Genomic DNA, 12,115 nt, shown 5'->3' with positions numbered 1-12,115 from the left:
ATGGGCTTCCGGGAGATCAACTCCAAGATGATCGAGGCGACGGTCGCGCCCGGCCAACGGCTGTTCAGTCAGCGCGGCGCGATGCTCGCGTACAAGGGCGAGGTCGGCTTCACCCCGAACCTGCGCAGCGGCCAGGGCGGGGTGATGTCGATGATCGGCCGGCGCGTGGCGAACGAGGACACGCCCCTGATGACCGTCGAGGGCAACGGCACCGTGCTGTTCGGGCACGGCGGCCACCACATCCAGGTGATCAACCTTTCGGGGGACACCCTGTACGTCGAGGCGGACCGGCTGCTGGCCTTCGAGGGGACGCTGGAGCAGGGCACGGTGTTCCTCGGCTCCCAGGGCGGAGTGATGGGCATGGTCCGGGGCCAGGTCTCCGGGCAGGGCCTGTTCACCACCACACTCAAGGGGCACGGCGCTGTCGCCGTGATGGCCCACGGCGGTGTGATCGAGGTGCCCATCACCCCGCAGCGCGCGGTCTACGTCGACCCGCAGGCGTACGTCGCCCACCACGGTGACGTCCGCAACAAGCTGTCGACGGCACTCGGCTGGCGGGACATGGTGGGCCGGGGCTCCGGCGAGGCCTTCCAGCTGGAGCTGAGCGGCAGCGGCGCGGTCTACGTCCAGGCCTCGGAGGAGAAGCTGTGAGCACCTACGGAACGCCGGGCACCGGGACGGCGGCCTTCGACCCGGCGACCCTGCCCACCGACGACAACGTGAACGCCTACACCTTCTGCGTGGAGCTCAAGGGCACCCAGTGGTTCATGCAGAAGGGGAAGATGATCGCCTACTACGGCGCCATCGAGTTCAACGGCATCGGGCACGGGCGACTCGACCGACTTGTCCGTACGGCGTTCCATTCGCCACTGCACGCGAGCGACTGGGTGGTGGCGGAGGGCTCGGGCAAGATGCTCCTCGCCGACCGGGCCTTCGACGTCAATTCGTACGACTTGGACGACGGCAATCTGACCATTCGCTCGGGCAACTTGCTCGCTTTTGAGCCAAGCTTGTCGCTGAAGCAGTCGATCGTGCCAGGTTTTCTCACACTGATCGGAACCGGAAAGTTCGTGGCGGCGTCCAACGGACCGGTGGTGTTCATGGAACCGCCGATCAGGGTGGACCCGCAGGCGCTGGTCGGCTGGGCGGACTGCCCGTCCCCGTGCCACCACTACGACCACGGCTACATGACCGGCCTCCTGGGCGGTCTACGTGCGATGACGGGCCTGGGCGGGGCGTCCGGCGAGGAGCACCAGTTCGAGTTCGTCGGCGCCGGCACGGTGCTGCTGCAGTCGTCCGAGGCACTGATGACGGAGCAGGCCGTCGGGGCGCCTCCGCAGCAGCCGGGGGTGCCCGGAGGGGGCGGACCCGCCCGGTCCGGACCGGCCGGAAGCGGACAGCGCCTTCCCGGACAGCTCGGAGACCTCCAGCGTCGCTTCGGGCTGTGAGCGGTAGTGTGCGGGGTGTGACATCGAACGCCTGCACGTGACGTCACACGGAAGCCCTATTAGTTCGCCTTTCAACTTCCTTAGGTAGACTTCATTCATGGAGACCGAGACGGCCACCCGCTGGCTGACCAATGCGGAGCAGTGCGCCTGGCGCACCCACCTGGAGGTCAACAAGCTGTTGACCTACCAGCTCGAGAAGGATCTGCAGCCGTTCGGCCTGACAATGAACGACTACGAGATCCTGGTGAACCTGTCCGAGTCGGAGGACCGGCGGATGCGCATGAGCGACCTGGCCTCCGCCACCATGCAGTCCAAGAGCAGGCTCTCCCACCAGATCACCCGGATGGAGAACGCCCACCTGGTCCGCCGGGAGAACTGCGAGTCCGACCGCCGCGGACTGTACGCCGTCCTCACCGAGCACGGCATGGAGACGATGCAGAAGGTCGCGCCGCACCACGTGGCGTCGGTGCGCCGGCACTTCATCGACCTGCTCTCCCCCGAGGCGCTGATCGAGCTCGACAAGGCCCTCAAGCCCATCGCCGAGCACCTGCGGGGCCAGCGGGGACGTCTCTGACCTCCTCCTGACCGCCTACGCCCGGGGCGTGCCCCGGTCCGCGCCGGCGAGCGGCAGGCGGAGTTCGAAGAGGGCTCCGCCCGCCGGCGCCGCGCCCGCGGTGAGCGTGCCGCCGTGCCGTACGGCGACGTCCCGCGCGATGGCCAGGCCCAGACCGGCCCCGCCGTCGTCCCGGCTGCGCGCCGCGTCCAGCCGTACGAACCGCTCGAAGATCCGCTCCCGGTCGGCCTCGGCCACGCCCTCGCCGTCGTCGCCGACCCCGAGCACCGCCCAGGCGCCCTCACGGCGCACGGTCACCATGACCCGTTCACGGGCGTGCCGCGCGGCGTTGTCGAGCAGGTTGCCGAGCACCCGCCCGAGCTGCCCGGGCGACCCGGACACCTCCGCGGATTCCGCCTCCACCGTCACACCCGTGCGCCCCGCGGCCCCCTCCCGGGCCAGCGCGGCCAGGTCCACCCGGGTGTCGGCGGGCCGCTCCCCCGCGTCGAGGCGGGCGAGCAGCAGCAGGTCGGCGGCGAGGTTCTGCAGCCGCACGGTGTCCTCGACCGCGCCGTCCAGGTCGAGCAGCTCGGGGTGCGCGGCGGCAACCTCCAGCTGGGTGCGCAGGGAGGCGATGGGACTGCGCAGCTCGTGCGAGGCGTCGGCGACGAACCTGCGCTGCCGCTCCACGGACACCTCCAGGGCGGTGAGCGTGGCGTTGGTCGTGCGGGCGAGCCGGGCGACCTCGTCGTGCGTCGCCGGTTCGGGGACGCGGCGGCCCAGGTCCTCGGAGGCGGTGATCGCGGCCATCTCGCGGCGGATGCCCTCCACCGGGCGCAGGGCGCGGCCGGTGACCAGCCAGGTCACCGCGGCGACGACACCGAGCAGCAGCGGGAAACCGATGAGCATGGCGGTCAGCGCGGTGTCCACGGCGCTGTGCTCGGCGGCGAGCGGGGCGCCCGCGTGCACGGTGAGTCGGCCCCGGTCGGGGGTCTCCACCTGCACGGCGGCGAAACGGTAGTCCTCGGTGTCGCCGTCGACGGTGGCGGAGCCGTTGGCGAAGGTCGTCCCACGGTCGATCTCGCCGGGGGCGAGCGGGTCGTCGTCATCGTCGTCGGAACGGCCGGAGTCGTCGGCGCGGGCGTCCCGGTCGTCGTCACCGTCGTCGTCGCGGGCGTCGCCCCCCGCGGTCCCCGTCGGCGCGGGCGTCACCTCGGCGGTGCCCGTCCCGGTGATCCGCTCCAGGTCCTCCGAGGCGGCGACCAGGGTGCCGTCCTCGTCGACGATCTGCACCGGCGCGTCCTCGGCGTCCAGACCGGAGAGCTTGTCCAGCGGTGTGCGGACGGCCAGTTCGGAGGCGACGGCCTGCGCGGATCGCTCCGCCCGGGTGCCCGCCTCACCGGTCAGGTTGGCCCGCAGGGACAGCAGGACGGCGGTCCCCGCGGCGACCAGGGCCACGGCGACGACGAGCGTGGCGCCGAGCGTCGCCCGGGAGCGGACCGAGCCGAACAGACGGCTCACGGCGCCGTCTCCAGCCGGTAACCGGCGCCGCGCACCGTGCGGATGAGGTCCGCGCGCAGCTTGCGGCGCAGGGCGCTGACGTAGACCTCGACGATGTTGGGGTCGCCCTCGTAGGCGAAGTCCCAGACGTGCTCCAGGACGTCCGCCTTGGACACCACCTCGCCGGCCCGCAGCACCAGGTGCTCCAGCACCGAGAACTCCTTGGCGGTCAGCTCGATCTCGTCACCGCCGAGCCAGACCCGGCGGGCGGCGGTGTCCACCTTCAGGTCACCGTGCACATGGACCGGGGACGCGTCCGCGGCCGGCCGGCGGCGCAGCAGCGCCTTCACCCGGGCGACGAGGACCACGTACGAGAACGGCTTGGTGAGGTAGTCGTCGGCGCCGGTGTCCAGGCCCTCGGCCTCGTCGTACTCGCCGTCCTTGGCGGTGAGCATGAGGATCGGCACGTCGTGCCCGGCGGCGCGCAGGGCGGCGCAGACCCGGTAGCCGTTGAGGCCGGGCAGCATGATGTCGAGGATCACCAGGTCGTACGCTTCCGCCGTGGCCCGGTCCAGCCCCTCCCGGCCGTCGTGCACGACGTCGACGGCGTGGCCCTCGGCGGTGAGGCCCTTGGCGAGGGAGAGGGCGAGGCGCTTCTCGTCCTCGACGATCAGGAGTCGGAAGGGGCGGCGCGAAGCGCCTCCCTCAGGGCGGTGGTGGGAGACGGGTGGGCGCATGCGGTCCAGGGTCGCAAAGGGAAGCTGAAGATCACTTCAGGCTGCTTCAGCTTCCACTCAGCGTCGGTGGGCGACATTGATGTCGTACAGCGCGAAGCACACCGACTCGGGAGGAACGCACATGAAGCGCAACATCGTGATCGCCGTCGTCACGGCCGCGGCTCTGGTGGGCGGGGGCACGGCGACGGCCCTCGCGGTCGCCGGGGACGACGACGACTCGGCGTCGGTGACGCGGACGGACGACGACCGCGACGACCGTTCCGGCGAGGACGACGACGCGGGGCGCGCCGCCGTCCCCGGAGACGTGACCGCCGCGGAGGCCGTCGCCGCCGCGCTCAAGCACACCCCGGGCACGGCCGTCTCCGCCGAACTGGACGACGGCTCCTGGGAGATCGACGTCCTCGGCAAGGGCGACACCTGGCACAGCGTCAGGATCGCCCCGGACACCGGCAAGGTGCTCGGCGCCCAGAAGGACGACGAGGACGACGCCGCCGAGGTGCGCGCCGCGCTGAAGAACGCCTCGGTGACGGCCGGACAGGCCGCGGAGGTGGCGGAGTCCAAGGGCAGGGTCGTCTCCGTCGACCTGGACGACGACGGGGACGACCGCGGCTGGGACACGGAGACGCGCGCCTCCGGCGGGGACGAGCGGGAGTGGAAGGTCGACCTGAAGTCCGCCGCGGTCACGGCGGACCGCGACGACGACTGACGGTCCCTGGGGGCTGCGCCCCCGGACCCCCCTTGTCGGCCCTGGCGGGCCTCGTCCTCACACGCCGGAGGGGCTGATCTTCAGCCCCTCCGGCGTGTGAGGACCGGGGTCCGGGGCGGAGCCCCGGCGCGGGAGTCAGTTGCCGGTGAGTCCTTCCACCAGCTCGTCCGCCGCCCGGTACGGGTCGAGCTGACCCGTGACGATACGTTCCGCGAGCGCCCCCAGGCGGCGGTCTCCGTGGAGGTCGCCGATGCGTTCGCGGAGGGCCGTGACCGCGATGGTCTCGACCTCGCGGGCGGCACGCGCCTGGCGGCGCTCCGCGAGGACCCCCCGCTCCTCCATCCAGGCACGGTGCTTCTCCAGCGCCTCGACGACCTCGTCGACGCCCTCCTGGCGGGCGGCGACCGTCTTGACGATCGGGGGGCGCCAGTCGCCGGGGCCACGGGACTCGCCGAGGCCCAGCATGTGGTTCAGCTCGCGGGCGGTGGCGTCCGCCCCGTCGCGGTCGGCCTTGTTGACGACGTAGACGTCGCCGATCTCCAGGATTCCGGCCTTGGCGGCCTGGATGCCGTCGCCCATGCCGGGGGCGAGGAGGACCACGGAGGTGTCGGCCTGGGAGGCGATCTCCACCTCCGACTGGCCGACGCCCACCGTCTCCACCAGGATCACGTCGCAGCCGGCCGCGTCCAGGACGCGGATGGCCTGCGGCGCGGCCCAGGCGAGGCCGCCGAGGTGGCCGCGGGTGGCCATGGAGCGGATGTAGACGCCCGGGTCGGAGGCGTGCTCCGACATCCGGACGCGGTCACCCAGAAGGGCGCCACCGGAGAAGGGGGAGGACGGGTCGACGGCCAGGACGCCGACCCGCTTGCCCTGTTTGCGGTACGCGGTCACCAGCGCCGAGGTGGACGTCGACTTGCCGACGCCCGGGGAGCCGGTGAGGCCGACCACGTAGGCGTTGCCGGTGAGCGGCGCGAGAGTCGCCATGACCTCCCTGAGCTGCGGGGACGCCCCCTCCACCAGGGAGATCAGCCGGGCCACGGCCCGTGGCCTGCCCTCTCTGGCCTGGGCCACCAGAGTGGAGACGTCCTGCATCACAGCTCCGTTCACGTAAGGGAAGTCGGCAACAACCGGTTCAGGCCTTGGGTACCCGTACGATCAGCGCGTCACCCTGGCCGCCGCCACCGCACAGCGCCGCGGCGCCCACGCCGCCGCCCCGCCGCTTCAGCTCCAGCGCCAGGTGCAGCACCAGCCGCGCGCCGGACATCCCGATCGGGTGGCCGAGGGCGATGGCGCCACCGTTGACGTTCACCTTTTCGGTGGAAACACCCAGGTCCTTCATTGACTGGACGGCAACCGCGGCGAAGGCCTCGTTGATCTCGATCAGGTCGAGGTCGGAGACCTCCAGTCCCTCCTTCTTCAGGGCGTGGCGGATGGCGTTCGACGGCTGTGACTGGAGCGAGTTGTCGGGGCCGGCCACGTTGCCGTGGGCGCCGATCTCGGCGATCCACTCCAGGCCCAGCTCCTGCGCCTTGGCCTTGCTCATCACGACCACGGCCGCCGCACCGTCCGAGATCTGCGAGGAGGAGCCGGCGGTGATGGTGCCGTCCTTGGCGAACGCCGGGCGCAGCTTGCCGAGGGACTCCGCGGTGGTGTCGCCGCGGATGCCCTCGTCCTTGCTGAAGAGCACCGGGTCGCCCTTGCGCTGCGGGATCTCGACCGGGGTGATCTCGGCCTCGAAGACGCCGTTCTTCTGCGCGGCGGCGGCCCGCTGGTGGGACAGGGCGGCGATCTCGTCCTGCTCCGGGCGGGCGATGCCGAGACGGGTGTTGTGCTTCTCGGTCGACTCGCCCATGGCGATGTTCTCGAAGGAGTCGGTCAGACCGTCGTGCGCCATGGCGTCGAGCACCTGGACCGCGCCGTACTTGTAGCCCTCGCGGGACTTGGGCAGCAGGTGGGGGGCGTTGGTCATGGACTCCTGGCCGCCGGCCACGACCACGTCGAACTCACCCGCGCGGATCAGCTGGTCGGCCAGCGCGATGGCGTCGAGGCCGGAGAGGCAGACCTTGTTGATGGTGAGCGCCGGGACGCTCATCGGGATGCCTGCCTTCACGGCCGCCTGGCGGGCCGGGATCTGGCCCGCGCCGGCCTGGAGCACCTGTCCCATGATCACGTACTGGACCTGGTCGCCGCCGATCCCCGCACGGTCGAGGGCGGCCTTGATCGCGAAGCCGCCGAGGTCGGCTCCGGAGAACGACTTCAGCGAACCGAGCAGCCGACCCATCGGGGTGCGGGCGCCCGCCACGATGACGGACGTCGTGCCGTTCGTTGCGGATGATGCAGATGATGCAGAAGTCATGAGCTGCGGTCCCCTTCCGGCTGCACAGCCGAGGAGTGAACGAGGGTTTACTTCGAATGTACTGACGCGCGGTGGACCCCGTCATCGGCCTTTCGGTGTGATCGCGCGCACGTTGCGTAACCGCCGCGGGGGCGCTGCACTGATTTCATGCTGACGCGAATCGACCACATCGGGATCGCCTGCTTCGACCTGGACAAGACCGTGGAGTTCTACCGCTCCACCTACGGCTTCGAGGTGTTCCACTCGGAGGTCAACGAGGAGCAGGGCGTGCGCGAGGCCATGCTCAAGATCAACGAGACCTCGGACGGCGGAGCCTCCTACCTGCAGCTCCTCGAGCCGACCCGCGAGGACTCCACCGTCGCCAAGTGGCTCGCGAAGAACGGCGAGGGCGTCCACCACATCGCTTTCGGTACGGCGGATGTGGACGCGGACGCGGCCGACGTCAAGGAGAAGGGCGTACGCGTTCTGTACGAAGAGCCCCGGCGCGGCTCCATGGGGTCACGGATCACCTTCCTGCACCCGAAGGACTGCCACGGCGTACTGACAGAACTGGTCACTTCCGCGCCCGTTGAGTCGTCCGAGCACTGACCCACGTACATAAGGGCCGGTAGGGTTGGGTCTGGTCGCCGCTCGATGCGTGGTGACCGAGTCCCGTCGTGTTCGGCGACGGGATCGCCGGGGTCCGGGTGGCGGGGGGCGAGCGCGGGGCAGCAGCCCATGCTCCGCCGATGATCTGACACCATTCCCCGGGGGCTCCGTTCGGGATGGGCGGAGCTCGGCCAGACTTGCGACCAGGGGACGGATGGGACCGCGCAGTGCGGGGCTACGAGAGCCAGGAGCGAGAGCCGGCGGCTGACGTCGACCACCTCTCTCGGTTCGAAGCCGAGATGAAGCGGCTGAAGACCGAGCGGGAAAAGGCGATCCAGCACGCCGAGGACCTCGGCTACCAGGTCGAGGTGCTGCGCGCCAAGCTGCACGAGGCGCGCCGCACCATCATGTCCCGGCCCGCCTACGACGGCGGCGACATCGGCTACCAGGCCGAGCAGTTGCTCCGTAACGCGCAGCTGCAGGCCGACCAGCTGCGCGCGGACGCCGAGCGGGAGTTGAGCCAGGCGCGGGCGCAGACCCAGCGCATCCTCCAGGAGCACGCCGAGCAGGCGGCCCGTCTCCAGGCGGAGCTGCACCAGGAGGCGGTGACCCGGCGCCAGCAGCTCGACCAGGAGCTGGCCGAGCGCCGGCAGACCGTCGAGTCGCACGTCAACGAGAACGTGGCGTGGGCGGAGCAGCTGCGGGCCCGCACCGAGGAGCAGGCCCGCCGGCTGATGGAGGAGACCCGCGCCGAGCGGGAGCAGGCGCTGGCCGCCGCCCGCGAGGAGGCGGAGCGGCTCACCGCCGAGGCCCGCCGCCGGCTGCAGAGCGACGCGGAGGCGGCCCGCAGCGAGGCCGAGCAGCTGCTGCGCCGGGCCCGCGCGGACGCCGAGCGGCTGCTGAACGCCGCGTCCACGCAGGCGCAGGAGGCCACCGAGCACGCCGAGCAGCTGCGCACCTCCACGGTCAGCGAGTCGGAGTCGGCGCGCCGTCAGGCGCAGGAGCTCAGCCGGGCCGCCGAGGAGCGGATGGCCGAGGCCGAGACCGCGCTGCGCGAGGCCCGCTCCGAGGCGGAGAAGGTGCTCGCCGAGGCGAAGGAGGCCGCCGCCAAGGCGCTCTCCTCCGCCGAGGCCGCGAACGAGACGCGTACGCGCACCGCCAAGGAGCAGGTGGCGCGGCTGGTCAGCGAGGCCACCAAGGAGGCCGAGTCCACCAAGGCGGACGCCGAGCAGCTGGTCGCCGACGCCCGCGCCGAGGCCGAGAAGATCGTCGCGGAGGCCGCCGAGAAGGCCCGCACGCTCACCGCGGAGGAGTCCGCCACCCAGCTGTCCAAGGCGGCCAAGACCGCGGAGGACGTACTCAACAAGGCCTCGGAGGAGGCCAAGCAGACCACCCGCGCGGCGGCCGAGGAGGCCGAGCGGATCCGCCGGGAGGCCGAGGCCGAGGCGGACCGGCTGCGGGCCGAGGCGCACGACATCGCCGAGCAGCTCAAGGGCGCGGCGAAGGACGACACCAAGGAGTACCGCGCCAAGACGGTCGAGCTGCAGGAGGAGGCGCGCCGGCTGCGCGGCGAGGCCGAGCAGCTGCGCGCCGACGCGGTCGCCGAGGGCGAGAAGATCCGCGCGGAGGCCCGCAAGGAGGCCGTGGCGCAGATCGAGGAGGCGGCCAAGTCCGCCGAGGAGCTGCTCGCCAAGGCCAAGGCGGACGCCGACGAGCTGCGCTCCACCGCGCAGACGGACAGCGAGAAGGTCCGCACCGAGGCCATCGAGCGCGCCACGACGCTGCGCCGGCAGGCCGAGGAGACCCTGGAGCGCACCCGCAAGGAGGCCGAGCGGCACCGCGCGGAGGCCTCGGAGCAGGCCGACGCCCTCAAGGAGGACGCCGAGCGGGCCGCCCGCGAGCTGCGCGAGGAGACCGAGCGGGCCGTCGAGGCGCGCCGCGCGGAGGCCGCCGAGGAACTGACGCGGCTGCACACCGAGGCCGAGGAGCGGCTCGCCGCCGCCGAGCAGGCGCTGAGCGACGCGCGCGAGGAGGCCGAGCGGATCCGCCGCGAGGCGTCCGAGGAGAGCGAGCGGCTGCGCACCGAGGCCGCCGAACGGATCCGTACGCTCCGGCAGCAGGCCGAGCAGGAGGCCGAGCGGCTCCGCGACGAGGCCGCCGCGGACGCCTCGGCGTCCCGCGCGGAGGGCGAGGCCGTCGCCGTGCGGCTGCGGTCGGAGGCCGCGGCCGAGGCGGAGCGGCTGAAGTCGGAGGCGCAGGACAGCGCCGACCGGATGCGCGCGGAGGCGCAGGCGGCCGCCGAGAGGATCGGCACGGAGGCGTCCGAGACGCTGGCGGCAGCGCAGGAGGAGGCGGCCCGGCGGCGCCGGGAGGCCGAGGAACTGCTCGGCGCGGCCCGCGAGGAGGCCGACCAGGAGCGCGAGCGGGCCCGGGAGCAGAGCGAGGAGCTGCTGGCGTCGGCGCGCACCCGCGTCGAGGAGGCGCAGGCCGAGGCCGTACGGCTGGTCGAGGAGGCGGACCGCCGCGCCACGGAGATGGTGTCGGCGGCCGAGCAGCACGCCCAGCAGGTGCGGGACTCCGTCGCGGGGCTGCACGAGCAGGCGCAGGAGGAGATCGCCGGGCTGCGCAGCGCCGCCGAGCACGCGGCGGAGCGCACCCGCCGCGAGGCCGAGGAGGAGGCGGACCGGGTCCGCACCGACGCCTACGCGGAGCGGGAGCGGGCGAGCGAGGACGCGAGCCGGCTGCGGCGCGAGGCGCGGGAGGAGACGGAGGACGCCAAGGCGCTGGCCGAGCGGACCGTCTCGGAGGCGATCACGGAGGCCGACCGGATCCGTTCGGAGGTCTCCGAGTACGCGCAGCGGATGCGCACCGAGGCGTCCGACGCGGTCGCCGAGGCCGAGCAGGCCGCCGCGCGTACCCGGGCGGACGCCCGCGAGGACGCCAACCGGATCCGTTCGGACGCGGCGACGCAGGCGGACACGCTCATCACCGAGGCGCGCAGCGAGGCGGAGCGGCTCACCGAAGAGACCATCACGGAGACCGACCGGCTGCGTACCGAGACGGTCGCCGAGGCCGAGCGGGTGCGCTCGGAGTCGGTCGCCAAGGCGGAGAAGCTGATCGCGGACGCCACCGGTGACGCGGAGCGGCTGCGGGCCGAGGCCGCGGAGACGGTCGGGTCGGCGCAGCAGCACGCGGAGCGGATCCGGCGGGACGCCGAGCGGGTCAAGGCGGACGCCGAGACCGAGGTCGAGCGGCTGGTGTCCGGTGCGCGCGAGGAGGCCGAGCGGACGCTGGACGAGGCCCGCAAGGAGGCCAACAAGCGGCGTTCGGAGGCGGCCGAGCAGGTCGACACCCTCATCACGGAGACCACCGCCGAGGCGGACAAGCTGCTCACCGAGGCGCAGCAGCAGGCGCTGAAGACCACGGCCGACGCCGAGTCGCAGGCCGACACCATGGTCGGCGCGGCCCGCAGCGAGGCCGACCGGCTGGTGGGCCAGGCCCGGGTCGAGGGCAACTCGCTGGTGGAGAAGGCGCGTACGGACGCCGACGAGCTGCTGGTCGGCGCGCGCCGGGACGCGACCCAGATCCGGGAGCGCGCCGAGGAGCTGCGCGACCGCATCACGACCGAGATCGAGGAGCTGCACCAGCGGGCCCGCCGCGAGGCGGCGGAGACGATGAAGTCCGCCGGCGACCGCTGCGACGCGCTGATCAAGGCGGCCGAGGAGCAGCTGGCGAAGGCGGAGGCCAAGGCGAAGGAGATCGTCTCCGAGGCCAACTCCGAGGCGGGCAAGGTGCGGATCGCCGCCGTGAAGAAGGCCGAGGGTCTTCTGAAGGAGGCGGAGCAGAAGAAGGCCACGCTCGTGAAGGAGGCCGAGGAGCTGAAGGCCGAGGCGGTGCGCGAGGCACGGCGTACGGTCGAGGAGGGCAAGCGCGAGCTGGAGGTCCTCGTACGGCGCCGCGAGGACATCAACGCGGAGATCTCGCGTGTCCAGGACGTCCTGGAGGCCCTGGAGTCCTTCGAAGCCCCGGGCGGCGGCAAGGACAACGGCGTCAAGGCGGGGGCCGCGGCGGGTGCTACCCGTACGGGTGGCAAGTCAGGCGACAGCTAGCAAACCGGGTGAATTCCCTTGTACGGTGAGGGCTTTGACCATGGCTTTGGCAAGGCTTCCGGCGGCGAGCCACTCAAAAGGGGTGTCATCTTCCGTATCAAACGTGCATCCGCTCGAT

10 protein-coding genes are annotated in these 12,115 nt (G+C 72.3%); 6 read left to right on the top strand and 4 right to left on the bottom strand.

Annotation, left to right across the window (positions count from 1 at the left end):
• The 3 genes from F3L20_RS06325 to F3L20_RS06315 all read left to right on the top strand — a co-directional run bounded on the left by F3L20_RS06325 (position 1) and on the right by F3L20_RS06315 (position 2,022).
• Positions 1-651, top strand: coding sequence for an AIM24 family protein (locus tag F3L20_RS06325; protein WP_150152925.1), 651 nt, complete (start codon positions 1-3; stop codon positions 649-651).
• Entirely contained in the window at positions 648-1,448 is an 801-nt protein-coding gene (locus F3L20_RS06320; RefSeq protein ID WP_150152922.1) for an AIM24 family protein, read from the top strand. The genes F3L20_RS06325 and F3L20_RS06320 overlap by 4 nt, the downstream gene beginning before the upstream one ends.
• A gap of 97 nt (positions 1,449-1,545) precedes the next feature.
• A complete protein-coding gene (locus tag F3L20_RS06315; protein ID WP_145827405.1) occupies positions 1,546-2,022 on the top strand; it encodes a MarR family winged helix-turn-helix transcriptional regulator in 477 nt (158 codons plus the stop codon).
• Between the two features lie 15 nt (positions 2,023-2,037).
• Here the strand turns inward: F3L20_RS06315 and F3L20_RS06310 are convergent, their stop codons facing one another.
• Both F3L20_RS06310 and F3L20_RS06305 read right to left on the bottom strand, forming a co-directional pair.
• Positions 2,038-3,522: a sensor histidine kinase gene (locus tag F3L20_RS06310; RefSeq protein WP_150152919.1), complete on the bottom strand. Its 1,485-nt coding sequence runs from the start codon at positions 3,520-3,522 to the stop codon at positions 2,038-2,040.
• Entirely contained in the window at positions 3,519-4,238 is a 720-nt protein-coding gene (locus F3L20_RS06305) for a response regulator transcription factor (RefSeq protein ID WP_150152916.1), read from the bottom strand. Before F3L20_RS06305 ends, F3L20_RS06310 begins: the two co-directional genes overlap by 4 nt.
• 121 nt (positions 4,239-4,359) lie before the next feature.
• On the opposite strand from F3L20_RS06305, the gene F3L20_RS06300 reads away from it, so the two are divergent.
• Positions 4,360-4,944, top strand: a complete 585-nt coding sequence (locus F3L20_RS06300) for a PepSY domain-containing protein (RefSeq protein ID WP_150152912.1) — start codon at positions 4,360-4,362, stop codon at positions 4,942-4,944.
• A gap of 135 nt (positions 4,945-5,079) precedes the next feature.
• On the opposite strand, the gene meaB is transcribed toward F3L20_RS06300, so the two are convergent.
• The gene (gene meaB, locus F3L20_RS06295; RefSeq protein ID WP_145827401.1) at positions 5,080-6,036 is read right to left on the bottom strand and encodes a methylmalonyl Co-A mutase-associated GTPase MeaB; all 957 of its coding nucleotides are present in this window, start codon (positions 6,034-6,036) and stop codon (positions 5,080-5,082) included.
• A 40-nt stretch (positions 6,037-6,076) separates the two neighbouring features.
• Positions 6,077-7,300 (bottom strand): acetyl-CoA C-acetyltransferase, encoded by a 1,224-nt coding sequence (locus F3L20_RS06290; protein ID WP_145827400.1) that lies wholly within the window; start codon positions 7,298-7,300, stop codon positions 6,077-6,079.
• A 147-nt stretch (positions 7,301-7,447) separates the two neighbouring features.
• On the opposite strand from F3L20_RS06290, the gene mce reads away from it, so the two are divergent.
• Complete coding sequence (mce, locus tag F3L20_RS06285) at positions 7,448-7,888, top strand: methylmalonyl-CoA epimerase (RefSeq protein ID WP_024884548.1); 441 nt, start codon at positions 7,448-7,450, stop codon at positions 7,886-7,888.
• Positions 7,889-8,115: 227 nt separating this feature from the next.
• Positions 8,116-11,997 carry a polarized growth protein Scy gene (gene scy, locus F3L20_RS06280; RefSeq protein ID WP_150152909.1) on the top strand — a complete coding sequence of 1,294 codons (3,882 nt, stop codon included), beginning with the start codon at positions 8,116-8,118 and terminating at the stop codon, positions 11,995-11,997.
• The last annotated feature ends 118 nt before the right edge of the window (positions 11,998-12,115 follow it).

Origin of the sequence: Streptomyces tendae, from assembly GCF_008632955.1 — a bacterium.
Lineage (GTDB): Bacteria > Actinomycetota > Actinomycetes > Streptomycetales > Streptomycetaceae > Streptomyces.
The sequence above is the reverse complement of the archived record's forward strand: the minus strand, read 5'-3'. Positions and strand labels throughout refer to the sequence as shown.